Raw genomic sequence first — 25,019 nt, 5'->3', positions numbered from 1 at the left:
GCCTCCGCGCGCAGCACGCGCAGCGCTGGGTCGCGCGCGCCGGCGGGGTGCAGCACGCGCGCCGCGGGCCATTCGCCACGCAGCGCGAGCGCGTCGGCGGCCTCGGTGATCTCGGTGGCGAAGCGCTGCACGCCGGTCATGCCCTGCGTGAGGAAGCGCCCATTGATCGCGATGCCGGTCATGCGCGCGCGAAGCCCGCGCGCCGCAGCAGCGCGGCGCGGTCCTCCACCGGTGCTATGCGCCAGCCCAGCGCGACCACCACGCCGAGCGTCAGCGCGCCGACCACCATCGCCGCGACCAGCCCCGGCAGCGGCACCATCACCGCCAGGCCGACGCCCGCCGCGCCCAGCAGCGGCAGCAGCGCGCGCCCGGCCTCCTTCGCCGGTGGATAGAAGCGTGCCGCCAGCAGGAAACGCCCGGCGCAATCGGCGGTCGCACGCAAGGCCCAGGCGATCGCCGCGCCCTCGATCCCCATCAGCACCAGAAGGCCCGCGCCCAGTGGCAGGAACACCGCCGCCTGCACCAGGGAGAAGGTCGCCACCACCTCCGGTCGGCCGATCGCGTCCAGCAGCGTGCCCGGCACGAAGGCGAGGCAGGAGAAGAAGATCCCCACCCCCAGGATGCGCAGCACCATCCCGCCGCCGTCCGCAAATGCGCTGCCGAGCCACAGCCACAGCAGCCATTCGGCCAGCGCCACCAGCACCAGGCAGGCCGGCAGCACGACGCCGGCCACGATGAGCGCGCCGCGGCGCAGCAGCAGCGCCGTGCGCTCGGGCGCGGTCCGGAAGGATGAGGCGATGGCCGGCAGCAGCGCCTGGGCCACCGCCACGGGCAATATCCACATGCGCATGACGAGGTCGAGCGGTGTCGCATAGAACGCCACCGCCGTCAGCCCGATCAGCGCGCCTACCAGGAAGCGGTCGGCATACAGCAGCATCTGCGTCAGCGCGCCCGACAGCGACATCCACCCGCCCTGGCGCAGCAGCGGCCGCAATAGCCGGAAGCCCGGACGGTTCAGCCCCAGCCCCGGCACGTCCCGCCAGGCCAGCGCGGCATAGGCGATGCCGCTCACGAGCCGCACGAGCACGAGAGCCACCATCACCGCCACCAGGCTGTCGAAGGCCAGCAGCGCGATCACCGGGCCGAGGTAGTAGAAGACGCTGACCGGCATGTTCACCAGGTTCGCCGCGCGGAAGCGCTGCCAGGCCGCGAGCACGCCCCACAGCGCGGCATTGATCACCACCAGCGGCGCGGCGGCGGCCAGCACGCGGAAGGCGGCGAGCGCCTCCGCCTCGAGCCCCGGCGGCACGCGCAGGACGCGCCCGATCAGCACAGGCATGAAGGCCCAGGCCAGCGCCGCCATGACGATCGAGACACCCAGAAGCGACCACAGTGTCGCACCCACCAGCGCCGGCGCCTCGGCGCCGCGGCCCTCGCCGATGCGCTCCGACACCGCGCGCGTCAGCGCCATGCCGAGGCCGAGATCGAAGACACCGAAGATGCCGACCAGCGCCAGTGCGAGGGTGAAGAGCCCCCAGCGTTCGGTCCCCATCAGATGGACCAGAACGGGGGTGAGCGCCAGCGCCAGCAGCAGCGGGATGCCGCGCCCCAGCGCGTTCCAGAGCACGCCGGAGACCAGCCTGCGCCCGCCGGTCCGTTCCTCCGCGCCCTCGGGCGCCGTGGCTGTCATGGGGTGGGTCCGACTCGGGGCGCCGTGGGGGTCATGGGGAGGAGGGTGTAGCGCCGATGGGGCCAAACTGCGTCATGGCGCCCCGGTCAGGCACAGTGGCGCGCGGCGTCACCATCCTGCGGATAGCGCCCCGCGCGATCCGGGAGCGCACGGCGCGACCGCGCCCAGACCGCCGGACGCCGCCGATGCACCAGTGCGCGGCGCGAAGGCAAGCCGGCCGGATGGCCGGCGGCCGCCGTCTGAGGGCATGAGAAGACTCAGCGGCCTGCTGCGCAGGCCGCGTTCAGTGAGCGCCGCGCCGCGACAGGACCGCGATCGGCGTCTTCAGCAGGATCCGCAGGTCGGCGAGCATCGAGGGCTGCGAGACATAGGCGACATCGAGCGCCACGCGCTGGTCGTAGGTGGTCTCGGACCGCCCGCTCACCTGCCACAGGCCGGTGATGCCCGGGCGCACCGTGACGTAATGCGCCGCCGCCGCGCCGTAGTAGCGGTCGAGCTCCGCCTGGGTGACGGGGCGCGGGCCGACGATGCTCATCTCGCCGCGCAGCACGTTGATCAGCTGCGGCAGCTCGTCGAGCGAGGTGGCGCGTAGGAAGCGCCCGATGCGGGTGATGCGCGGGTCGTTCTTCAGCTTGCGGGTGGCCTCCCACTCCGCGCGCGCCGCGGGGTCGGCGGCGAGCAGAGCGTCGAGGCGCGCCTGGCTGTCCACCACCATGGAGCGGAACTTGAGGCAGCCGAAGAGGCGGCCGAAGCGGCCCACGCGCGGATGGGCGTAGAAGGCGGGCCCGCCATCGACGCGCACCAGCAGCGAGACCACCAGGAAGAAGGGCGAGGCGAGCAGCAGGGCTGTCCCGGCGATCGCGATGTCGACCACCCGCTTGGCGATCGGCAGCCGCGCCGCCGCGCGGTCGGCGGAGCCGAGGAAGCCGGACAGGGCGGCGATGGCGCGCGAGGGCGCATCCTGCGGGGGGAGGGGACCAACCGGAACGCTGGACATGAGCGAGTTCGGCCTTCTGGGTGTACCGACGCGGGCGGGGGCCGGCGGCGGCCAAAGGGAGTCCCTGGGACCTGGAGGCCCTCGCCGCTGTGGCGGCCGGGGGCGGACCCGATCCTCGGGTGGACGCATCAATGACGCTTGGCGCGGGCGGATGTGGGACGGGCTTGCGGCGGGATTGTGGCGGCACAGCATTCCGCGGGCGGATCGCTCACGCTCCGCGACGGCGGCGCGCCTTCAGGTTCCGCGGCAGGAAACCGGACCAAGGCGCTTCATTCGCCGGGACCTTGCCTTTGGCGCACCGCCTCCTCTAGACGCGCCGGGTCCTCGCGGAGTGCGCGCCCTGTCCCCCAGGCTGGCCACGGCCCTGTCCTACCTCTTCGCGCTGGCGCTCGGCGTCGTGCTCGTCGCGGTGGTGTTCCCGACCGAGTTCCTGCTCCCGCGTGCGGGGATGGGGTGGGCGCCGCAGGGCGATGCCGCGCAGCACGCCATCACGCAGCGCTACTTCCTCGGCGATGCCTGGCGCTGGCCGCCGCTGGTCGCGCGCAACCTGATCCCGCCCGAGGGGCTGAACATCGCCTTCTCCGACGGCATCCCGCTGCAGGCGATGCTGCTGAAGGCGCTGCGCGGCCTGTTGCCCGAGGGCTTCCACGGGATCGGGCTGTGGTACGCCATCGCCTGGGTGGCGCAGCCCGTGGCCGCGGTGTGGTGCCTGCGATCGGCAGGCGAGACGCGCCTGCTGCCGGCGATCGGCATCGCGCTGGCGGCGGCCTCGATGCCGGCCTTCATCAACCGCTACGGCCATGCGGCGCTGACCGGGCACTTCGCGCTGTTCCTGGCGCTCGGACTATATCTGCGCCTCGTGCGCGCCCCCTCGGTCGCGCTCTGGGCAGCAGCGGGGCTCGCGATGGTCGCGACGCTGTTGATCCACCCCTATCTCGCGGCCATGGCGCTGGCGGTGCTGGCGGCCGCGCCACTCACGCTGCTGCTGCGCGGCGATTCGCGTTGGGTCGGCGGGGCGTCCGGGATGGCGGTGGCGGTCGCGCTGGTGGCGGGCGTGATGCTCGCCTTCGGCTATGTCGGCGCGCAGGGCGATGGCGGTTTCGGGCAATTCGCACTCAACCTGCTCTCGCCCGTCTGGCCGTATCGCTCGTGGTTCCTCGGCGCCCTGGCGCCGCGCGAGGTGGATGCGACCGGGCATGGCGGGTGGGAGGGCTATAACTGGCTCGGCCTCGGCCTGGTCCTGGCGCTGCTGGCGATGGTCGTCCTGAGGCCGCGCGCGGTGGGCGCGCTGCTGCGCCGCCATGCCGGCCTGGCGCTCGCGCTGGCGGGGCTGACGCTGCTCGCGGTGTCGTTCAGGGTTGGCGCGGGATCGGTGATCCTGCTCGACCTCGGGCCCGCACCGGGTTTCCTCGAGCAGTTCCGCGCCTCGGGCCGCTTCTTCTGGCCGGTGGGCTGCGCGCTGCTGCTGGCGGCGGCGGTGCTGCTGCCCCGCCTGCCGCGGATCGGACCGGCGGCGGTGCTGGCGATGGGCCTGGTGCAATTCGCCGATGCCGCCCCGAACCGTGCGGCCATCGCGGCCTGGGCGGATCAGCGGCCGGACTGGGTGGTGGATGCGCCGGCGCTGCGGCGCCTGCTGGCCGAGGCCGACAGCCTCACGCTGCTGCCCTCCTGGCCCTGCGTGCCGCCGCGCGATCCCTTCGGCGACCATCTGCGGCAGCTGCAGGTGCTCACCCTCGCCGCCGAACGCCCGGTGCCCGCCAACACGATGTATGTGGCGCGTTGGCGCGGCGTGCGGCCGGCCTGCGCGGATGCGGCTGTGCTGGCGACGCCGCTGGCACCGGGCGAGTTGCGCATCATCCTGCCGGGCGCGCGGGAGCAGGCGCTCGCAACCATGCCTGGGGCCGCGCGGGACTGCGCGCCGATGGGCGAGTTGCTGGCCTGCCGGATCACTCCGCGCTGATGCGGCTCGGGCTGTAGCGTTCCGCGAAGTACAGCGGGCGCTGCTTGGTCTCGTTGAAGATCCGCCCGAGATACTCGCCGATGATGCCGAGCATCATCATCTGCACGCCCCCCAGGAACAGCGTGACCGCCAGCAACGAGGGATAGCCCGCCACCGGGTTGCCGTGCAGCAGCGTGCCCGCGACGATGAAGGCGAGGTAGCACGACGCCAGCACCGCGATGCCGAAGCCGAAATACGTCGCGACCTTGAGCGGTGCCACGGTGAACGACGTGATCCCTTCCAGCGAAAAGTTCCACAGCTTCCAGTAGTTCCACTTGGTCTCACCGGCGGCGCGCGGCGCGCGGTCGTAGCGCACCGCCTTCGCCGGGAAGCCGATCCAGGCGAACAGGCCCTTCATGAAGCGGTGCTGCTCGCGCAGCTTCAGCAGCGCGTCGGTGGCGCGGCGCGACATGAGGCGGAAATCGCCGGTGTCGGGCGGCAGCTTCACCTTGCCGCCGAGCCGCTGCATCACGCGGTAGAAGGCAGCGGCGGTCGCCTTCTTCACCCAGGTCTCGCCCTCGCGCGTGTTGCGCTGGGCGTAGACCACGTCGAAGCCTTCCTTCCAGGCGGCGATGAGGGCTGGGATGACCTCGGGCGGATCCTGCAGGTCGGCGTCGATCACCACCACCGCCTCGCTCCCGCGGGCGTGGTCGAGCCCGGCGGTGAGCGCGATCTCCTTGCCGAAATTGCGCGAGAGGTTGACCACCGCGGCACGCGGGTCCTGCGCCTGCAGACCGAGCATCACCTCGAGCGTGGTGTCGCGCGAACCATCATTCACGTAGACCACCTCCCAGGACAGGCCGATGCCCGCCAGCGCGCCGGCGAGGCGGCGGTGGAACTCTGGCAGGACCTCCTGCTCGTTGTAGGCGGGCACGACGATGGACAGGGCGGGGGCGTCGGTCATGGGGCGTTCCGGGCGGGCGCGCGAAGGGCGGCGTCTGCGCGCAGGAACAGCACGCGGCGGGCCAAATCAAGGCGGAGTTGCGATCACCCCGAGACGTGCAGGTTCAGCTCCGTCGCCAGCACCGTCCAGTCGCGCAGCGCGCGGGCGATGTCCTCACGGAACGCCTCGGGGCCAAGGTATTGCGGGATGGTGTCGATCTCGTTCAGCCGCTGCACCGTGGCGGGCGTCTCCATCACCTTGCGGAACGACGCGACGGCGCGGTCCAGGATGGGCTGCGGCACGCGCGCGGGGGCCAGCAGCCCGATGAAGCCCGAGAAGGCGAAGCGCTCCGAGAAGCCGCTCTCGCGCATCAGCGGCACCTCGGGCAGGGAGGGCAGGCGCTGCGTGCCGGACAGCGCCAGCGGGCGGATGCGCCGGGCGCGGATCGCGCCCCCGCTCGCCGCCATGGAGTGGAAGGCGCAGGCGACGTTGCCCGCCAGCATGTCCTGCAGCATGGGCCCTTCGCCGCGATAGGCGACATGGGTCATGTTCAGGCGCGCCTCGTCGGAGAACATCTGGCCATAGGCATGCCCCGAGGACCCCGGCGCATAGGAGCCGTAGGACAGGTCCTTTCCCCGCGCCCAGGCGGTGAAGTCCTGTACCGTGTTCCCCTGCGTCGAAGGCGAGGCGCAGAGCACCAGGGGCGTGACGCCGAGCTTGCCGATCGGCGCGAAATCCGCGACCGGATCGTAGGGAAAGCGCCGCAGCACCACCGGGGAGGTGACGTGCGTGGTGATGGTGAACAGCATCGTATGGCCGTCGGGCGTGGCGCGCGCAGCGGCCTCGGTGCCGATCAGACCGCCGGCGCCGCCGCGGTTGTCGATCACGATGGGCTGGCCGAGATCCGCCGCCATGGGCTCCGCTACCAGGCGCGCCCAGAGGTCGGTCGAGCCCCCCGGCGGGAAGGGCACGATCCAGCGGATCGGCCGGTCCGGCCATGACTGCGCCAGCGCCGGGCGCGCCAGGGCGGCGGCGCCGGCCATGGCCAGGATGTGTCTGCGCTGGATCATCTTTGCCTCCCTGTCGTTGCAGGAAGCCTAGGCCGAAGTGCCGCGCCGGGGGAACGCCCGCGGCGCGGCGCTTGCTTCGCCGTGGCGCGATGTGCGGGCTAGCGCCCCGCGCCACCCTGCCGGAGCCTGACCACATGCCCGAACCCGATCCCGAGGCGATCATCGCCGCCCTGCTGCCGGCCACCGGCATTCCGGTCGACCCCGCCTGGCGTGCCGCGGTGGCGGCGAATCTCCGCGTCGCCGGCACCATCGCCGCCGCGTTGCAATCCTTTCCGCTGTCCGACGAGGTCGAGCCCGCCCCGGTCTTCGAGCCCGGCCGATGAGCGTGGATGCGCTGCTGGACCGCGACGCCACCGGCATCGCGGCCGCCTTCCGCGCCGGCGAGGCGAGTGCCACCGAGATCGCCGAGGCGGCGCTGGCCCGCATCGCTGCGCGCAATCCGGTGCTGAACGCCTTCACCGATGTCACTGCCGACCGTACCCGTGCCCGCGCTGCCGCGCTGGATGCGGCGCGGTCGCATCGCCACGCCCTGCCGCCGCTGGCCGGTGCCCCGGTCGCGGCCAAGAACCTGTTCGACATCGCCGGCGTGGTGACGCGCGCGGGCTCGCGCATCAACCGCGATCATGCGCCCGCGCCCGCCGACGCCACCGCGGTGGCGCGGCTGGAGGCGGCCGGCGGGCTGCTGCTCGGCGGGCTGAACATGGGCGAATACGCCTATGACTTCACCGGCGAGAACGCGCATGACGGGCCCTCGCGCAATCCGCACGACACGACGCGCATGACCGGCGGGTCGTCCGGCGGGTCGGGTGGGGCGGTGGCCGGCGGGCTCGCCACGGTGGCGCTGGGGTCTGACACCAACGGGTCGATCCGCGTGCCGTCGTCCTTCTGCGGCACTTTCGGGCTGAAGCCCACCTATGGGCGGGTCAGCCGCGCCGGGGCCTTTCCCTTCGTCGCGGCCTTCGACCATGTCGGGCCGCTGGCGCGGTCGGTGCGCGACCTGGCGGCAGTGTACGATGTGCTGGCGGGTGCCGATCCCGCCGACCCGGCCTGCACGCGCCGCGCGACGGAACCGGTGGGGCAGAGCTTCGAGGCGGGCATCGCCGGGCTGCGGATCGCACGTCTCGGCGGCTGGTTCGCGCGCAACCTGCTGCCGGAGAGCAGTGCCGCGATGGAAATCGTCTGCACCGCGCTGCACGTGCAGCGCGAGGCGGTGCTGCCCGAGGCGGAGCGCGCGCGCGGCGCCGCCTTCCTCATCACCATGGCGGAGGCGGCGGAACTGCACCTCCCGCGGCTGCGGACGCGGCCCGGCGACTTCGACCCGGCCGTACGAGACCGGCTGATCGCCGGCGCGCTGCTGCCCGCCGCCTGGGTCCAGTCAGCCCAGCGCTTCCGCCGCTGGTTCGCGGCCCGTGCGGCGGAGGTCTTCCGCGACCACGACGTGCTGCTCGCCCCCGCCACGCCCATGCACGCGCCGCGGCTCGGGACGCAGTCCGTAACGCTGGACGGTGTCGAGCTGCCGCTGCGCGCCAATATCGGCGTGCACACCCAGCCGATCTCGTTCATTGGCCTGCCGGTGGTGGCGGTGCCGGTCTGGCCGTCGGGGGCGGCGCTGCCGCTGGCGGTGCAGGTGATCGCCCCCGCCTGGCGGGAGGACCTTGCCCTGCGCGTCGCCCGCGTGCTGGAACGCGAGGGCCTCGCCCGAGCGCCCGTCGCCCCCTTCGGAGCCTGACTCATGCAGATCGACATTCCCGAGGTGAAGGCCGAGGTCGAGGCGGCCTTCGACCGCTACGAGGCCGCGCTGGTGTCCAACGACGTGCCGGTGCTGGACGAATTGTTCTGGGAAAGCCCTACCACGGTGCGCTTCGGCGCCACCGAGAACCTGTTCGGCGCAGCCGAGATCGCGGCCTTCCGCGCGGGCCGTTCGCCGGCGGGTCTGCAACGCGAGATCCTGCGCCGGTCGATCACCACCTATGGGCGGGATTTCGCGACCGCCTCCATCACCTTCCGGCGCGAGGGCAGCGCGCGGGTGGGGCGGCAGCAGCAATCCTGGGTGCGCTTCCCGGAAGGCTGGCGGGTGGTGGCGGCGCATGTGAGCCTGATCGACGCGCCTGCCGCCTGACGCGGCAGGCTGCCCGCAGGCGCGGCAGGCCAGTGGCGGATTGCCGCGCGCGGAAGCGCCACTATCCTCTCACCCATGCCTGCACCCCGCACCCTGGCCGAGCTCGAGGCGGATGTCCTCCGCGACCTGGAACTGACCGCGCATCCGCGCGCGCCCTGGCTGGAGCCAAAGACCAGCGGCGGCGCGCCGGTGCTCGATTGCCTCATCATCGGCGGCGGGCAATGCGGCATCGCCGTCGCTTTCGCGCTGAAGCGCGACCGCGTGGACAACATCCTGGTGCTCGACCGCGCCGATTACGGGCGCGAGGGCCCTTGGGTCACCTATGCGCGGATGCACACGCTGCGGTCCTGGAAGAACCAGACCGGGCCGGACCTGAAGATCTCCGCCCTGACCTACCAGGCCTGGCACGAGGCGCAGTTCGGCGCCGCGCATTTCGAGGCGCTGCGCTGGATCCCGAAGGAGCTGTGGAACGACTACCTGCTGTGGTTCCGCCGCGTGACGGGCATTCCGGTGCGCAACGGCGTCACCGCCGGGCGCATCTCGCCGGCACGCACCGATGACGGGCTGCCTTGCCTGTCGGTCGAGACCAGCGAGGGGCCGATCCTGGCGCGCAAGGTGGTGATGGCGACCGGGCAGGAGGGGGCCGGGCGCTGGTGGATGCCGGATTTCGTCGAGGCTCTGCCGAAGCCCCTGCGCGCCCATGCCAGCGAGGAGATCGACTTCGCCGCCCTGCGCGGGCGCGTGGTGGCAGTGTTGGGCGCGGGTGCGTCGGCCTTCGACAACGCGGCAACCGCGCTCGAGGCCGGCGCGGCCGAGGTCCACCTGTTCTGCCGCCGCGCGGAACCCATGATCATCCAACCCTATCGGTGGCTGACCTTCGCGGGCTTCCTGCGCCACATGGGCGAGATGCCTGACGAATGGCGCTGGCGCTTCATGTCCTACATCCTCGGGCTCCGCGAGGGCTTCCCGCAGGACACCTACAACCGTGTCATGGCCTTCCCGAACTTCACCATGCATGTCGGGCGGCCCTGGACGGGCGCGCGGGCGGAGGGCGGGCGCGCGGTGCTGGAGACGGCGCGCGGCGATTTCACGGCGGACTACGCGATCTGCGGCACCGGCGTGCGGATGGATCCGGCCAGCGTGCCGGAGCTGGCGGGCTGCGCGCACAACATCGCGGATTGGGGCGACCGCTACACGCCGCCGGCGGAGGAGGCGAATGAGAGGCTGGCGCGCTTCCCGTACCTGGCGCCGGACTACGCGTTCGCGGAGAAGCGCGCGGGCGAGACGCCCTGGATCCGCGACATCCACCTGTTCGGCATCGGCACCAGCCTGTCCTTCGGCCCGGCGGGGAGCTCGATCAACGCAATGAGCATCGCCGTGCCGCGCCTGACCGCGGGCATCACGCGCGGACTGTTCGAGGCCGACCTGCCGCGGCTGCACGCCGAGCTGCGCGCCTATGCGATCCCGCAGGTGACGCTGGACCTGGCGCGGCTGGCGGCGGAGTAGCGGGGCCAGGACTTTCGGATCGCGGCCCTGCCGCGATCCGGGAGCGCGAAGCGCGACCGCGCCCAGACCATCAGGTGCGCCGGGCGCGCCAGTCCATGGCGCGAAGGCAAGGGCCGCGGACGCGGCCCGCCCTCCGTCTGAGGGTTCAAGAAAAACCCAGGATCGCGCCTGCGCGCGATCCTGGGTTCAGAACGTCCAGCTCACGAAGCCGATGAAGCGGTTGTCGCAGACCTTCAGCCCGCCGCACTCCGACTGGCTGATGTTGGTGCCGTAGAAGCCGCCGCCGACCGAGAAGCCGTAGCGGATCGGCACCGTCAGGTAGATGCTGTAGGCGAGGTAGTCGGGCGCGCCGAAGCGGGCGTTGTTGTCGATCCACTGGTAGCCGATGCGACCGGACAGCACGGCGTCGAGCACCGGCGTCTTCCAGTCGATGCCGGCCTCGAGCCAGACGCTGTTGCCCGAGGAGCCGAAATAGTCCGGCGACCAGGCCGCGGTGCCTACGAAGGTCACGGGGTCGAGCTCGTACTTCAGCTTCAGGATCGCCTCGGCGAAGGCGAGCTCGTACTGGCCCGGTTGCGCGCTGTAGCCCGGATAGCTGTAGTAGGTGCCGCCGATGTCGAAGGTGAAGCTGCCGATGGTGCGGCGGTAGCCGCCGCTCACGTCGACCTCCTGGCGAGCATTCGTATTCGGGAAGGTCACGTTGCTCGCGAAGGCGCTCACATACAGGCCGATCTCGTGCGACAGCTCGGCCGAGCCCTGCACCGCGGGGCGGCTGCGAGTCTGGCTGATGTTGCGGAACACGTAGTCGGTGATGCCGGTCACCGTGCCGGTCGCGGTGAAGCCGCTGCCGAGCTCGACCTGCGCGACAGCGGGGGAGGCGAAGAGCCCAAGTCCAAGGGCCAGCGTGGCGATCTTCTTCAGCATGCGAACCTGTCCGATCCTGTCCTGGGGCGGACGCCGTTTCCCGGACGGCGGCCGATGGGCAGGCGGACAGCAACTCCCGTGCCGCGAAACCGTCACGCGGCGCGGCGGGTCAGGCGGGCAGGGGCATGGTCCGCTTCTTCCATGCCGAGGCCTGCAGGGCCGAGGACTTCACATGCACCACGACCGGCCGGTCGGTGATGGCGAAGGCCTGCGCGAGCACTGCCTCGACCTGGTCCTCGGCCGTGATGGACAGGCCGGCGGCGCCGAAGGCCTGCGCCCAGGCCACGAAATCCGGGTTCACCAGCCGGGTCGCCTGGTCATAGGGGCGGCCGGGGTAGCGCCCCTCATGGTGCATCCCGATCGTGCCGTATCCGGCATTGTCGGAGAGGATGATGACCGGCGCGACACCCTCGCGCATGGCTGTGGCGATCTCGTTGCCGGTCATCAGGATGCCGCCGTCGCCGACGAAGGCGACCGCGCGCTTGCCGGGCCGCCGCAGGGCAGCTGCCACCGCCATGGGCACCGCAGCGCCCATCGCGCCCACGTTCGAGGCAAGAAACATGTGGGTCTGCTTGAACGGGAAGTAGCGGTGCAGGAAGGAGGAGAAGTTCCCCGCATCGGAGGTCACCGCCGCATCGGCCGGGATGTGGCGGACCATCGCCGCGCAGACGGCGGCGAAGTTCACGCCGTCGGGCATCGCGTCCCATTCCGGCGCCAGCAGGCCGCGATGGATGGTGTTCAGCCCCTTCACCCAGCGCTTGCGCCCGTCGCTCGCCTCCGGCGCGTTGCGCGCGAGCAGCCCGCGGATCACGGCATGCGGGTCGGCCGCGATCGGCAGGTCCACGCGCCAGACGCGGCCGATCTCGTTGGCGTCGGGCCAGACCTGCACCAGCGGCAGCTGCGGGTCGGGCGCGGCGGGGAAGGTGTAGGACTGGCTGATGCTGTCCGACAGGCGCTCGCCCAGGCAGATCATCAGGTCCGCCTTCTTCATCTCGTCCAGCAGCGGCTTGGGCACGCGGATGCCCATGTAGCCGCCGTAGTTCGGGTGCTCGGCGTCGAACAGGTGCGGGCGGCGGTGGGTCGGGCTGATCGGCAATGACCACGCCTCGGCCAGGCGCTTCAGGTCCGCAAGGCCCTGCTCCCCGCAGGCCGCCATGGCGCCGCCCACCAGCACCAGCGGGCGCTCGGCGTTCGCGATCATCTCGGCGAGCCGGTCGAGGTCCTCCGCGCGCGGGCCGGGGCGCGGCAGGGTGCGCGGCGCGACCACGGGACCCTCGGCCGGTTCGTCGAAGATGTCCTCGGGCAGGATGACGGCGACCGGGCCGGGCGTGCCCGATTGCGCCAGGTGGAAGGCGCGCGCGATCACCTCGCTCGCCTGGATCGGCTGGATCACCTCGAAGACCGCCTTGGTCACGTCCGACAGCAGGCGGGAATAGTTCTGCTCCTGCAGAGCAAGGCGCCCGACATCCTTGCGCTCCACATGGCCGATCAGGATCACCATGGGTGTCGCGTCGTGATAGGCGGTGTGCAGCGAGATCATCGCATTGGTGACGCCGGGACCGCGTGAAACCAGCGCCACGCCCGCGCGCCCGTCGCGCATGCGGCCATCGGCGGCCGCCATAAAGCCCGCGCCGCCCTCGTGCCGGCAGACCACCAGTCGGATCTGCGGGAACTCCGTCAGCGCGTCGGTCAGGCCGAGGTAGGATTCGCCCGGCACGCAGTAGATGAGATCGACATCATGGGCGGCGAGGCTCTCGGCCAGGATATGGCCGACGGTGCGGGTCATGGGGCGTTCCTTACTGCGGTTGGAGGCCGGCGGCGCGGACCAGCGGGGCGAAGGCGGCCAGCTCGTCGCGCACGAAGGCGGTGTAAGATTCGGGCGTGGTGTCGGGCGGCGCGCCGCCCAGTTCCTCGAGCCGCGCGCGGGTCGGCGGGTCGGTCAGCACGGCGCGGATCTCGCGCGACAGGCGGTCCGTGATCGGCGCGGGCAGGCCGGCGGGGGCGGAGATGCCGAACCAGGCGTAGGACACCACGTCGAGCCCGCCCTCGCGCAAGGTCGGCAGGTCCGGAAAGCCGCTGGCGCGCTCCGCACCGCTGACCGCGAGCGCACGCAGCGCTCCGGCGCGCACATGCGGGCCGGCGGAGGGCAGGCTGTCCAGCATGGCCGGCACCACGCCACCGATCAGGTCGGTCAGCGCCGGGCCGGCGCCACGATAGGGGATGGATTCGGTGCGCACGCCGAGCGCCATGGCGAGCCGCACGCCGGCGAGATGCGACGACGTGCCGATCCCCGCCACGGCGAAGCGCACCTCGTTCGCCGCGCGCGCGGCCGCGGCGAAGTCGGCCAGGGTGCGCGTCGGGCTCGCGGGGTTCACCAGCAGCACCGAGGGGCTGCGCGCGATCATCGCGACATGCGTGAAGTCGCGCAGCGCGTCGTAGGGAATGTTCGGATAGAGCGCCGGCGAGACGCCATGCGAGGTCGAGGACGAGACAACGAGCGTGTGCCCGTCCGGCTCCGCGCGCGCCACCTGCTGCGCGCCGAGGGTGGCGCCGGCGCCGGGCCGGTTCTCCACCACGACCGGCTGGCCGAGCCGCGCGGCGAGGCGTTCCGCGACGATGCGCCCCACCACGTCGGTCGTGCCGCCGGGGGCGAAGGGCACCACCAGGCGGATCGGCCGCGACGGCCAGCCGCCCTGCGCGCGCGCGGCCAGAGGCAGGAGGCCGAGCGCGAGGGCAGTCCGGCGCCTCATTCGGCGCGGATGCCCAGCGCGCGGATCACCGCGCCGAAGGCCACGCGCTGCTCGGCCAGCAGGGCGCGGAATTCGTCCGGGTTGCGCGTGATGGGTTCGGTGCCGATCGCGGTCAGGCGCTGGCGCACCTCGGGCTGGGTCGAGGCCTCCGCGAGTTCCGCCGAGAGCCGATCGAGGATCGGCCGCGGCGTGGCCGCCGGCGCCATCATCCCGATCCAGCCGATAAAATCGTAGCCCGGCAGCGACAGCGCCTCCTGCAACGGCGGCACGCCCGGCAGCAGCGCCGAGCCGCGCCCGACCGTGACACCGAGCGCCCGCAGCTTCCCCTCGCGGATCAGCCCGCCGGCGGCGGCCGGCGTATCGATGGCGAAATCCACCTGCCCGCCGAGCAGCGCGGCCATGGCGGGCCCGCTGCCCTGGAAGGGCACGTGCAGCACGTCGACCTCGGCACGCGCGACCAGCAGCGCGGTGAGCAGATGCTGCGCGCCGCCGACGCCGGAGGAAGCATAGGTATGGCGCCCGGGTGCGGCCTTCAGCATGGCGATCAGCCCGCGCGCGTCCTGCGCGGGGGATTCCGTGCGCACCACCAGGACGTAGGGCGAGCCGGAGAAGGTCGCGATCGGCGCGAGGTCGCGCTCGACGTCATAGGGCAGGCGGTGAATCAACGGCCCGAAGGAGATCGGCCCGATCGAAGCCGACAGCAGCGTGTAGCCATCGGGTGCGGCCTTGGCGACGAAATCGGTGCCGATCGACCCGCCCGCGCCGGCCTTGTTCTCCGGCACCACCTGCTGGCCGAGCCTCTCGCTCAGCCGCTGCGCCATGATGCGCCCGACCAGGTCGGTCGCCTGGCCGGGCGGCCAGGGCACGATCAGCCGGATGGTGCGGTTGGGCCAGGGCGCCTGGGCCAGCGCAGGCCGCGCGAGCAGCGGCAGGGCAGCCAGCGCCAGGTGGCGGCGTGCGATCATGGACCTGCTTCCTTTTCCCTGCCGCGCATCCTGCCGCAACGGGGCGGCGCCGCAAGGCCGGGTGCTACTCCACGCTGACGTTGGCGCGGCGCACCACGGGTTCCCAGCGCGCCGCATCCTCGGCCACGAAGCGGGCGAAGGCGGCGGGGCTCTCGCTCGGCTCCACGTCGAGGCCGCCGGCTTCCAGCCGGCCGCGGATGCCGGGGTCGTTGATGGCCCCGGTCAGCGCGGCAAAAAGACGCTGCACGCGGTCGGGCGGCGTGCCGCCGGTGGTCAGGATGGCGTACCAGGTGGCCGCCTGGATGTCGGGGAAGCCGGATTCCCCGGTGGTGGGCAGGCCGGGGATGGCGGCGTTGCGCCGCGGCCCGGCGATGGCGAGGGCGCGCACCGCGCCGGCCTCGATCTGCGGCTGCATGGGCGCGAGGGCATTGGTGAAGACCTGGATGCGCCCGGCCACCACGTCGTTCATCGCGGGGCCGGTGCCGCGATAGGGCACGTGCTCCATCTCGACCCCGAGCACCTGCGTGATCAGCGCGCCGGCGGCGTGGCCGGTGCTGCCGACACCGGGCGAGGCATAGTTCAGCGGCGGGTTCGCGCTGCGCGCCACGGCCTGCAATTCGCGCAGGTTCGTCGCGCGCACCGAGGGATGCACGATTATGACATTCGCCCCGCTGCCGATCATGCCGACCGGGGCGAAGGCCGTGGCGGGATCATAGGGCAGGCGGCGGCGGACCAGCTGGTTGATGGTCAGGCTGCCGGAGCCGCCCAGCAGCAGCGTGTAGCCATCCGGCTGGGCCTTCGCGACCACCTCGGCGCCCAGCGCGCCGCCGGCGCCGCCGCGGTTCTCGATCACCACGGTCTGGCCGAGGCGATGGCCCATCCCCTCGGCGATCAGCCGGCCGACGATGTCGTTGGTGCCGCCCGGCGGCCAGGGGATGACCAGGCGCAGCGGACGGTCCGGGAAGGTCTGCGCCAGGGCAGGCATGGGCAGGGCGGCGGCGAGGGCGAGCACGGCCCGGCGGCCGGCGCGGAAGGAAGTCATAGGCGTTTCCCTTCGTGGCGCCGTCACGTCCCGGCGCATCGGCCGGCAGGCTGGCGGCGCCGCGCGGGGCTGTCCAGACCGTGCCCTGCCAGGCGCGGCGGATGCGCCGCCGCGGACTGGAGGCTACCGCGCCGCCTTCTTCGCCTCCCATTCCGCGACCGAGATGCGCGGCACCTCGATGCGGTCGGTGGTGCGGGCGTACCAGCCACGGCCATGCATGCGGCCCACCAGGTCGAGCTTCGGCGTGTCCACGTAGAACTTTGCGGCATCCAGCACGCAGTCGTCGCGGATCTCCATGGCCAGCACGCGGCCGAGCACGATGGTGTGGCCGCGCGTGGGCACGAACTGGAAGATCTCGCATTCCAGCGCGACGGGGCTCTCGGCGATGCGCGGCACGGCGACGCGGGTCGACGGCGCGGTGGTGAGGCCCGCCTCCGTGATCTCGCTGACACCCGGGGGGAAGTCCACGGCGGTGATGTTCATCGCCTCGACGGTCGGGGCCGAGACCAGGTTCACCACGAACTGCCCGGTCGCCTCGATGTTGGCGAGCGTGTCCTTGGGCGTGCCCGGGGCGCGCGCTGCGCAGCCGATCGCGACCACGACGGGGTTGTCGGAGAAGACATTGAAGAAGGAATAGGGCGCGGCATTGACCACGCCCTCGCGGTCCTGGCTGACCACCCAGGCCACCGGGCGCGGCACCACGGATGCGACGCACAGCTTGTAGGCCTGGTCGTGCGGGATCTTGTCGAAGTCGAAGAGCATATGGGGCGGGTCCTTCAGGCGGCGCGGTGCGGTGGGTTCTGGCCCTTGATGAGCAGGGCCTCGAGGTTCTCGATGCAGCGCGCGCCCATCGCCGCGCGCGTCTCGATGGTGGCGGAGCCGAGATGCGGCAGCAGCGCGACATTCTCCAGCGCGAAGTAGCCGGGATGCACGCGGGGCTCGCCGTCATAGACGTCGAGGCCGGCGGCGCGGATCTGGCCGGAGGTGAGTGCGGCGACCAGCGCCGCGTCGTCCACCGAGGGGCCGCGGCCCGTGTTCACCACCAGCGCGCCGCGCTTCATCTTGGCGAGGCGTGCGGCGTTGAGCCACTTGCGTGTGCCCTCGCCGCCCGGGACATGCATGGACAGCACGTCGATCGCGGGCAGAAAGCTGTCCTCTGTCGCGTGGAACGTCGCGCCCTTCTCGAGCTCCGGCGGCAGGCGCTGCACGTCGTGGTAGTGGATGGTCATCTGCATCCCGCGCGCCATGTCGGCCAGTTCGCGCCCGATGCGCCCGAAGCCCAGCACGCCGAGCGTCTTGCCCTGCAGCGTGACGCCCATGAGCTGGGTCGGCGCCCAGCCCTCCCACTTGCCGGCGCGCACCAGGCGCTCGCCTTCGCCGGCGCGGCGGGCGGCCATCAGCATCAGGGTGAAGGCGGTCTCGGCGGTGGCGAAGGAGAGCACCTCGGGCGTGTGCGTCACCGCGATGCCGCGCGCCTTCGCGGCATCGAGCGCGATGTGGTCGGTGCCCACCGAGAAGGTGGTGACGATCTTCACGCTGGCCGGCAGCGCCGCGATGGTCTCGGCGTTCATCGGGTCACCGGCGGCGCAGAGCACGCCCGCCGCACCCGCCTCGGTGGCGCGGCGCGTGATCTCGGCGCCGTCGCGGAACCAGGGGTCGTCCGCGGTGTTCAGTCGCGCGTCGAACAGCCCGGCGAGGCGCGCCTCGACCTCATCGGGCAGCTTGCGGGTGACGAGGACGACCGGCTTGGCCATGGAACGCTTCCTGCATAATTCGGGGGATCATGCCGCGCATAGCGCGCCCCGCCCCGTCTTGCCAGGGGGCGGGGGAGGGGGCAGGGTCCGGCCCGGTTCCACGGCAGCGTGAAGGAATGGGCGAATGGATCTCGGTCTGAAGGGCAAGCGCGCACTGGTGATGGGCGGGGCCAAGGGCCTCGGGCGGTCGATCGCCGATGCGCTGGCGGCCGAGGGCACCGTGCTGACCATCAGCGGGCGCGACAGCGCGGCGATGGAGAAGGCGGCAGGCGAGCTGAAGGCGTTGGGCGCGCCGGCGGTCACCGTCGTGCAGGCCGATGTGTCCTCCGGCGCCGAGATGGACAAGCTGGCCGATGCCGCCGTCGCGGCGATGGGCGGCGTGGACATCCTGGTGCTGAACCACGGCGGACCGCCGGTCTGCACGGCCTCCGACATGAAGGAGGAGGACCTGGTCAAGTGGTTCCAGAACATCGTGGTCTCGCCGATCCGCATCACCATGCGCCTCATGCCGGCGATGCGCGCGCAGAAGTACGGGCGCGTGATCGTGGTGGGGTCCTCGGGCATGCAGCACCCGATCCCGACGCTCGCGCTGTCGAACACGCTGCGCGCGTCGATCTGGGCCTGGCTCAAGACGCTCTCCGCCGAGGTCGCGGCCGATGGCGTGACCATGAACATCCTCGCCCCGGGGTCGATCCTGACCGATCGCATCACCCAGACGGCGGCGGTGCGCGCGCAGAAGGCGGGCGTGAGCGTCGAGGAGGAGGTCGCGCGCGCGGGCAAGGAAGTGCCGGCCGGGCGCATCGGCCAGCCACAGGAATACGGCCCGATGGGCGCCTTCCTGGCCGGCACCACCGGCGCCTACATCACCGGCACCATGGTGCGGGTGGATGGCGGGCGCGTACGCAGCATGCTCTGACCTGCGCGCGGGGCGCCGCAGGACCGGCGCCCCGCCCCTGACACCGTGATGGATGGTCCCGCGATGCTGCCGAACCTGACCCCCGACATGGACCTGGCCGCTGAGCTCTTCGCCGGGCTGCGCGCCAAGAGTACGGATGGCGAGGGCGTGACGCGCGAGGCCTATGGCCCGGGCGAGCGCATGGCGCATGCGCTGGTGCGCGCGGCGGCCGACCGGGTCGGACTCGAGAGCAGCGTCGATGTCGCGGGCAATCTGTACATGACGCTGCCGGGTGCCGACCGCAGCGCGAAACGCGTCGTGATCGGCAGCCATCTCGATTCCGTCCGCCAGGGAGGGAACTACGATGGCGCGGCCGGCGTGCTGGCGGGCATGGCGACGGTGGCGGGGATGAAGCGCGCGGGCTTCACCCCCGGGCGCGACATCACCGTCATGGCGATCCGCGCGGAGGAGGCGGGGGCCTGGTTCCCCGTCTCGTATCCCGGGTCGCGCATGGCGCTCGGGCTGTTCAAGGCGGATGGGCTGGCGATCCCGCGGCAGGACAGTGGGCGCACGCTCGCGGACCACATGCGCGAGGAAGGCTTCGACCCAGACGCCGTCGCGCGCGGCGAGCACGCGATCGGCCTGCACAACGTCGCGGCCTTCCTGGAACTGCATATCGAGCAGGGGCCGGTGCTGGAGACCGAGCAGGTGCCGATCGGCATCGTCACCGGCATTCCGGGCAGCCGCCGCCTGCGCCAGGGGCGCGTGGTGGGCGAGTACAACCATTCGGGTGCGACGCCGCGGAAGTACCGCCGCGACGCGGCGGCCGCGCTGGCCGAACTGGTGCATCGGATGGACGAGGAATGGTGCCGGCTGGATGCCATGGGCCACGTGCTGGTCTGCACCTTCTGCACCATGGCCACCACGGCCGAGGCGGGCTTCACCAAGATCGCCGGCGAGGCGACCTTCTCGCTGGACGTGCGCAGCGTCAGCCCGCACGCCTTCGACCTGATGTTCGAGGCGCTGCACCGCTTCATCGCCGAGATCGAGGCGCGCCGCGGCGTGCGCTTCGACTGCGGGCCCGAGACCGGCAGCCGTGCGGCCATCATGGACGAGGGCATCCGCGCGGGGCTGAAGCGCGCCGCGGATGCGCTGGGCGTGAGGCACCTCGATATCGCCTCGGGCGCCGGCCACGATGCGGCGGCCTTCGCCGAGGCGCGCGTGCCATCGAGCATGCTGTTCGTGCGCAACCAGCACGGCAGCCACAATCCGAAGGAAGACATGCGGATGGAAGACTTCGCGGCGGCCTGTGCCGTGGTTCAGCGCTGGGCGGCGGAGGCCGCGCAATGAGTGCGCCCGATGGTCGGAGCGCCGAAGGGCGCGGAGAGCTGAATCGGCCGCACCAGGCAAATGCACGTCTCGCGGTCGATATCGGCGGCACCTTCACCGACCTCGCGATCGAGAAGGGCGACCAGCGCTGGACCGCCAAGGTGCTGACCACGCCGGCCGCGCCCGAGAAGGGCGTGCTGGAGGGTGTCGCGCAGGTGCTGGCCAAGGCCGGCATGGCGCCGGCGGATCTCGCGCTCGTCATCCACGGCACCACGCTCGCGACCAACGCCATCATCGAGCGCAAGGGCGCGCGCACCGCGCTGCTGACGACGGATGGCTTCCGCGACGTGCTCGCGCTGGCGAACGAGGCGCGCTATGACCAGTACGACCTCAACATTGAATTGCCGCAGCCGCTGGTGCGCCGCCGCTGGCGCGTGAGTGTGCCCGAGCGTCTGGACAACACCGGCAAGGTGCTGGTGCCGCTGGATGAGGCCGCGGTGCGCGCGCAGGTGGAGTTCCTGAAGGGCGAGGGGATCGAGAGCCTCGCCATCGGCTTCCTCCATGCCTTCGTGAACCCCGCGCATGAGCGCCGCGCCGCCGAGATCGTGCGGGAGATGTGGCCGGGCGTGCCGGTCTCGCTGTCGAGCGAGGTCTCGCCCGAGATGCGCGAATGGGAGCGCTTCTCCACCACCGTCGCCAACGCCTACGTGCAGCCGCTGATGGCGACCTATCTCGGGCGGCTCGAGACCGGGCTGCGCGCGGCGGGTGTCACCTGCCCGCTCTTCCTGATGCTCTCGGGCGGCGGGCTCACCACCATCGAGACCGCGTCGCGCTTCCCGATCCGCCTGGTGGAGAGCGGCCCCGCGGGCGGGGCGATCTTCTCGGCGTTCGTGGCGAAGCAGCGCGGCTTCGACAAGGTGCTGTCCTTCGACATGGGCGGCACCACGGCGAAGGTCTGCCTGATCGACGGCTTCCGCCCGCAGGCGAGCCGCACCTTCGAGGTGGCGCGCGTGGGGCGCTTCAAGAAGGGGTCGGGCCTGCCGCTGCGCATACCGGTGATCGAGATGGTGGAGATCGGCGCCGGCGGCGGGTCCATCGCCCAGGTCGATTCCATGGGGCGCATCCAGGTCGGGCCGGAATCCGCCAGCGCCGATCCCGGGCCGGCCTGCTACGGGCGTGGCGGCACGCATCCGGCGGTGACGGATGCGAACCTGTCGCTCGGGCGCTACGAACCATCGCTCTTCGCGGGCGGGTCGCTGCCGCTGAAGCCGGAGCTCTCGCGCGATGCGCTGGCGGCGCATGTCGGCGGCAAGCTCGGCCTCTCGGCGGAGATGGCCGGGCTCGGCGTGGTGGAGATGGTCGACGAGAACATGGCCAATGCCGCGCGCGTCCACGCCATCGAATCCGGCAAGGGCTATGACGGGCGCATCGTCATCGCCTTCGGGGGCGGCGGTCCCGTGCATGGCTATCGCGTGGCGGAGAAGATCGGCGTGAAGCGCATGCTGGTGCCGAGCGGGGCCGGCGTGGGCTCGGCCATCGGCTTCCTGCGCGCGCCGGTGGCCTATGAGGTGGTGAAGTCGCTCTACCAGCGCTTCGGCACCTTCGACCTGGCGGCGGTGAACGCGCTGCTGGCCTCGATGTCAGCGGAGGCGACGAAGGTGGTGAGCGAAGGCGCCTTCGGTGCGCCGGTCGAGGAAACGCGCATCGCCTACATGCGCTATGTGGGGCAGGGGCACGAGATCTCGGTCCCGCTGCCGCCGCGCGCGCTGACCGCGGGCGATGTGGCGGAGATCCGCGCGCTGTACGACGCCGAATACACGCGCTTCTACGACCGGCCGGTGCCCGGATCCGATGTGGAGATCCTCTCCTTCGCGGTCACCGTGCGCACGGTCGAGGCGCATGTCGAACCCGTCGCCCCGGTGGCGGATGCGCCTGCGCCCAGTCCCATCCGCGTGCAGATGGTGCGCGACACCGCGACGGGCGAAGTCGGCGAATGGCCGGTCTACGATCGCGACCACATGGCGCCGGGTGCCACCATTCCCGGCCCGGCAATCGTGGCGGAGGCCGAGACCAGCACGCTGGTTGGGCCGGGCTGGACGTGCCGGATGGACGGGCTGGGCTATCTCGACCTGACGCAGGAGGCCGCGTGATGAGCAAGGAAACCGGCGCACTCGCCACCATCCAGCGCCAGATCCAGTGGAACCGCCTGATCGCGGTGGTCGAGGAACAGGCGCAGACCATGATCCGCACCGCCTTCAGCACCACGGTGCGCGAGGCGGGCGACCTCTCGGCCGGCATCTTCGACCTCGAGGGCCGGATGCTCGCGCAGGCCGTCACCGGCACGCCGGGCCATGTGAATTCCATGGCGGAATCCGTCGGGCATTTCCTGAAGAAGTTCCCGGCACACACGATGCGGCCGGGCGACCACTACATCACCAACGACCCCTGGCTCGCGACCGGCCACCTGCATGACCTGACCGTGGTCACGCCGGCCTTCCGCAACGGGAAGATCGTCGGCCTGTTTGCCAACACGGCGCACATCATCGACATCGGCGGCCTCGGAATGGGCCCCGAGGGGCGCAGCGTCTTCGAGGAAGGCCTGTATATCCCCATCGTGAAGTGTTTCGACCGCAACGTGCCGAACGAGACCTTCTTCGACTTCATCCGCGCGGGCTCGCGCACGCCTGTCGAGCTGGAGGGCGACATCTACTCGCTCTGCGCCTGCAATGACGCGGGGGCGAAGCGGCTGGTCGAGATGATGGACGAGTTCCACATGGACAGCCTCGACGAGCTCGGCGGCTACATCTTCGAGGCGAGCACACGCGCCACGCTGGCCGAGATCGCGAAGCTGCCGCGCGGCACCTACCGCGGCGAGATCAAGTCGGACGGCTACGAATCCTCCGTCACGATGAAGGCCGCCATGACCATCCATGACGACCGCATCGTGGTGGATTTCGCGGGCACGAGCGGCCTGTCGAACCGCGGCATCAACGTGCCCCCGGCCTATTGCCGCGCCTATGCCTGCTTCGGGATCAAATGCGTGGTGGCGCCCGAGGTGCCGAACAACTGGGCCTCGCTGATGCCCTTCCAGATGGAGATCCCGGAAGGCTGCATCCTGAACGCCCCGCGACCCTATCCGGTGAGCGTGCGTCACGTGGTGGGGCAGCTCATCCCCGACCTGATGATGGGCTGCCTGCACCAGGCGATCCCCGATCGCGTCAATGCCGAAGGCTCGTCTGCCCTGTGGAACCCGCCGCTGCGCGGTGGCTCGCAGGTGAGCGGCCAGGCGGCGGAGACCGAGGATTTCGAGATCATCACCTTCAATTCCGGCGGCACCGGCGCGCGACCGACCAAGGACGGGCTCGACGGCACCGCCTTCCCCTCCGGAGTGCGCACCATGCCGGTGGAAGCGACCGAGAACGTCGCTCCGGTGATCTTCTGGCAGAAGCAGCTGCGCCCGGATTCCGCGGGCGCCGGCCGCACCCGCGGTGGCTTCGGCCAGGTGATGGAGATCGGTGCGAAGGGCGATGCCGAATTCGCCGTCAACGCCATCTTCGATCGTGTGGCGAATCCGCCAAAGGGCCGCGATGGCGGCGGTGAGGGCGCGGCCGGCTGGGTCGGCATGAACGACGCCAACGGCACGGTGCTGCGCACCAAGGGCTTCCAGATCATCCCAAAGGGCCGGCGGCTCCTGCTGAAGCTGCCCGGTGGCGGCGGCATGGGGGACCCGAGGCAGCGCGACCCCGCCCTGGTTCAGCGCGACGTCGAGGACGGGCTGGTCAGCCCCGAGGCCGCGCGCACGGTCTACGGCGTGAAGTGACGCGAACGGGGAGGGCGCGCGCGCTCCCCGTCGCCCGGCTACCGCCGCTGGCTCTCGAGCATCGCCCCATAGACCAGGTTCTTGAACAGCATCCGCGTCTGGCCCCGCCGTGACGGTCCCTGCGCCATGAACACCGCCGCCAGCCCTTCCGCCCGGTCCACGGTGAAGGACGTACCCCAGGCGCCGGCCCACATCGCATCCCCCGTACTGCCCGGCGCCACGGCGAACCCATCCTGCAGCCGCACGCCGAAGCCCAGGCCGAAGCCGTAGCCCGGCCCGGTCGAGGCCTCCGGCGATCCGCCCATGCCTTGGATATGGTTCGACATCATGAAGTTCACGATCGGTGCCGACAGGTACCGCCGCCCATCGAACACCCCGCCATTCGCCAACATGGTCGCGAAGCGGATGTAGTCCGGCGCCGTCGAGACCAGCCCCGCGCCGCCCTTGAAATACGACCGCCCCGCCTCGTCCTCGAGGATGCGGTAGGAGCGCCACATGCCGGCCTTGAGCGGGTCGCTGTCCAGCGCCTCGGCGATGCGCGCGCGGCGCGCGGGCTCGACGAACCAGGTGGTGTCGCGCATGCCGAGCGGCCCGGTGATGCGCTCGACGAAGAAGCGGTCGAGCCGCTGGCCCGACACGCGCTCCACCACAAGCCCCAGCACGTCGGTCGAGATGGAGTAGTGGAACATCGTCCCCGGATGGTGCGCGAGCGGGATGGCGCCGAGCCGGCGCAACATCTCGTCGCCGGTGATCGGGCCCGCGGACGCCGTGATGTTGCCCTCGGTGTACATCTCCCGGATGCGGGTCGACGGTGCGCTGTCGGGATAGACGAAGCCGGAGGAATGCCGCAGCAGGTCCTGCACCGTCATGGGGCGTCGCGGCGCGACCTCCTCGGCCGGCTGGCCGTCGCGACGGGTCTCGACCTTCACGTTGGCGAGTTCCGGCAGGAACATCGCGACAGGGTCGGACAGCTTCATCTTCCCCTGCTCGACCAGCATCATCGCCGCGACCGAGGTGACCGGCTTGGTCATGGAAGCCTGCAGGAAGATGGCGTCGCGCGTCATGGGCTTCGTCCGCGCGGCATCCATGTGGCCATAGGCCTCGAGATGGATGATCTCGCCATTGCGGCTGATCGCTGCGACGCAGCCGGGGTAGGAGCCGCGCTGCCCCTCGGCGAGCAGGGCCTCGCCGAAGGCAGCGAGCCGTGCGCGGGAGAAGCCCCGCACCAGGTCGGGCCCGGCGGGGCGGCGCTGCGCGGGTGCGGCGGCGCGCGCCG

At 71.7% G+C, this 25,019-nt stretch carries 21 protein-coding genes and 1 pseudogene; 9 read left to right on the top strand and 13 right to left on the bottom strand.

The window, feature by feature from the left end:
* The 3 genes and pseudogenes from HW578_RS08170 to HW578_RS08160 all read right to left on the bottom strand — a co-directional run.
* A pseudogene (locus HW578_RS08170) lies at positions 1 to 182 on the bottom strand (hypothetical protein); the annotation flags it as partial.
* The gene (locus HW578_RS08165) at positions 179 to 1,690 is read right to left on the bottom strand and encodes a flippase (RefSeq protein ID WP_198370059.1); all 1,512 of its coding nucleotides are present in this window, start codon (positions 1,688 to 1,690) and stop codon (positions 179 to 181) included. The pseudogene HW578_RS08170 and the gene HW578_RS08165, both read right to left, overlap by 4 nt.
* A 283-nt stretch (positions 1,691 to 1,973) precedes the next feature.
* Complete coding sequence (locus tag HW578_RS08160) at positions 1,974 to 2,687, bottom strand: sugar transferase (protein ID WP_198370058.1); 714 nt, start codon at positions 2,685 to 2,687, stop codon at positions 1,974 to 1,976.
* Positions 2,688 to 3,018: 331 nt separating this feature from the next.
* Here HW578_RS08160 and HW578_RS08155 point away from each other — a divergent pair, with 331 nt between their 5' ends.
* A complete protein-coding gene (locus HW578_RS08155; protein WP_198370057.1) occupies positions 3,019 to 4,647 on the top strand; it encodes a DUF6311 domain-containing protein in 1,629 nt (542 codons plus the stop codon).
* On the opposite strand, the gene HW578_RS08150 is transcribed toward HW578_RS08155, so the two are convergent.
* Together HW578_RS08150 and HW578_RS08145 are read right to left on the bottom strand one after the other, a co-directional pair.
* Entirely contained in the window at positions 4,634 to 5,590 is a 957-nt protein-coding gene (locus HW578_RS08150) for a glycosyltransferase family 2 protein (RefSeq protein WP_198370056.1), read from the bottom strand. The two genes, HW578_RS08155 and HW578_RS08150, sit on opposite strands and share 14 nt — an antisense overlap.
* Positions 5,591 to 5,673: 83 nt before the next feature.
* On the bottom strand, positions 5,674 to 6,639 hold the full coding sequence (locus tag HW578_RS08145; protein WP_198370055.1) for a Bug family tripartite tricarboxylate transporter substrate binding protein: 966 nt from the start codon (positions 6,637 to 6,639) through the stop codon (positions 5,674 to 5,676).
* A gap of 134 nt (positions 6,640 to 6,773) precedes the next feature.
* Between HW578_RS08145 and HW578_RS08140 the strand changes: the two genes are divergently transcribed.
* The 4 genes from HW578_RS08140 (at position 6,774) to HW578_RS08125 (ending at position 10,264) form a co-directional block, all read left to right on the top strand.
* Positions 6,774 to 6,962, top strand: coding sequence for a DUF4089 domain-containing protein (locus HW578_RS08140; RefSeq protein WP_198370054.1), 189 nt, complete (start codon positions 6,774 to 6,776; stop codon positions 6,960 to 6,962).
* Positions 6,959 to 8,368 (top strand): AtzE family amidohydrolase, encoded by a 1,410-nt coding sequence (locus HW578_RS08135; protein WP_198370053.1) that lies wholly within the window; start codon positions 6,959 to 6,961, stop codon positions 8,366 to 8,368. The genes HW578_RS08140 and HW578_RS08135 overlap by 4 nt, the downstream gene beginning before the upstream one ends.
* 3 nt (positions 8,369 to 8,371) lie before the next feature.
* A complete protein-coding gene (hpxZ, locus tag HW578_RS08130) occupies positions 8,372 to 8,758 on the top strand; it encodes an oxalurate catabolism protein HpxZ (RefSeq protein ID WP_198370052.1) in 387 nt (128 codons plus the stop codon).
* A 75-nt stretch (positions 8,759 to 8,833) separates the two neighbouring features.
* Positions 8,834 to 10,264, top strand: a complete 1,431-nt coding sequence (locus HW578_RS08125; protein ID WP_198370051.1) for an NAD(P)-binding domain-containing protein — start codon at positions 8,834 to 8,836, stop codon at positions 10,262 to 10,264.
* A 186-nt stretch (positions 10,265 to 10,450) separates the two neighbouring features.
* Here the strand turns inward: HW578_RS08125 and HW578_RS08120 are convergent, their stop codons facing one another.
* The 7 genes from HW578_RS08120 to HW578_RS08090 form a co-directional block, all read right to left on the bottom strand.
* The gene (locus HW578_RS08120; RefSeq protein WP_198370050.1) at positions 10,451 to 11,188 is read right to left on the bottom strand and encodes a TorF family putative porin; all 738 of its coding nucleotides are present in this window, start codon (positions 11,186 to 11,188) and stop codon (positions 10,451 to 10,453) included.
* Positions 11,189 to 11,297: 109 nt separating this feature from the next.
* On the bottom strand, positions 11,298 to 12,974 hold the full coding sequence (locus tag HW578_RS08115; RefSeq protein WP_198370049.1) for a thiamine pyrophosphate-binding protein: 1,677 nt from the start codon (positions 12,972 to 12,974) through the stop codon (positions 11,298 to 11,300).
* A gap of 10 nt (positions 12,975 to 12,984) precedes the next feature.
* Positions 12,985 to 13,938, bottom strand: a complete 954-nt coding sequence (locus HW578_RS08110; protein WP_198370048.1) for a Bug family tripartite tricarboxylate transporter substrate binding protein — start codon at positions 13,936 to 13,938, stop codon at positions 12,985 to 12,987.
* Positions 13,935 to 14,903 carry a Bug family tripartite tricarboxylate transporter substrate binding protein gene (locus tag HW578_RS08105; RefSeq protein WP_198370047.1) on the bottom strand — a complete coding sequence of 323 codons (969 nt, stop codon included), beginning with the start codon at positions 14,901 to 14,903 and terminating at the stop codon, positions 13,935 to 13,937. Before HW578_RS08105 ends, HW578_RS08110 begins: the two co-directional genes overlap by 4 nt.
* Positions 14,904 to 14,967: 64 nt before the next feature.
* Positions 14,968 to 15,945, bottom strand: a complete 978-nt coding sequence (locus HW578_RS08100; RefSeq protein WP_198370046.1) for a Bug family tripartite tricarboxylate transporter substrate binding protein — start codon at positions 15,943 to 15,945, stop codon at positions 14,968 to 14,970.
* 123 nt (positions 15,946 to 16,068) lie between these two features.
* Positions 16,069 to 16,707, bottom strand: coding sequence for a flavin reductase family protein (locus HW578_RS08095; protein ID WP_198370045.1), 639 nt, complete (start codon positions 16,705 to 16,707; stop codon positions 16,069 to 16,071).
* 14 nt (positions 16,708 to 16,721) lie between these two features.
* Positions 16,722 to 17,699 (bottom strand): 2-hydroxyacid dehydrogenase, encoded by a 978-nt coding sequence (locus tag HW578_RS08090; RefSeq protein WP_198370044.1) that lies wholly within the window; start codon positions 17,697 to 17,699, stop codon positions 16,722 to 16,724.
* Positions 17,700 to 17,823: 124 nt separating this feature from the next.
* Between HW578_RS08090 and HW578_RS08085 the strand changes: the two genes are divergently transcribed.
* From HW578_RS08085 to HW578_RS08070, 4 genes are read left to right on the top strand one after another with little or no spacing between them, the layout of a single operon-like run.
* Positions 17,824 to 18,615, top strand: a complete 792-nt coding sequence (locus tag HW578_RS08085) for an SDR family oxidoreductase (protein WP_198370043.1) — start codon at positions 17,824 to 17,826, stop codon at positions 18,613 to 18,615.
* Between the two features lie 48 nt (positions 18,616 to 18,663).
* The gene (locus tag HW578_RS08080) at positions 18,664 to 19,944 is read left to right on the top strand and encodes a Zn-dependent hydrolase (RefSeq protein WP_232478781.1); all 1,281 of its coding nucleotides are present in this window, start codon (positions 18,664 to 18,666) and stop codon (positions 19,942 to 19,944) included.
* Positions 19,941 to 22,073: a hydantoinase/oxoprolinase family protein gene (locus HW578_RS08075; RefSeq protein WP_198370042.1), complete on the top strand. Its 2,133-nt coding sequence runs from the start codon at positions 19,941 to 19,943 to the stop codon at positions 22,071 to 22,073. The genes HW578_RS08080 and HW578_RS08075 overlap by 4 nt, the downstream gene beginning before the upstream one ends.
* Positions 22,073 to 23,743 (top strand): hydantoinase B/oxoprolinase family protein, encoded by a 1,671-nt coding sequence (locus HW578_RS08070; RefSeq protein ID WP_198370041.1) that lies wholly within the window; start codon positions 22,073 to 22,075, stop codon positions 23,741 to 23,743. The genes HW578_RS08075 and HW578_RS08070 overlap by 1 nt, the downstream gene beginning before the upstream one ends.
* A 38-nt stretch (positions 23,744 to 23,781) precedes the next feature.
* Here HW578_RS08070 and HW578_RS08065 read toward each other — a convergent pair.
* On the bottom strand, positions 23,782 to 25,019 hold a 1,238-nt coding region (locus tag HW578_RS08065), incomplete at its 5' end, for a serine hydrolase domain-containing protein (RefSeq protein WP_198370040.1).

The organism is Roseomonas rosulenta, assembly GCF_016106005.1.
GTDB lineage: Bacteria > Pseudomonadota > Alphaproteobacteria > Acetobacterales > Acetobacteraceae > Neoroseomonas > Neoroseomonas rosulenta.
This window is presented reverse-complemented; position numbering and strand designations above follow the sequence as displayed.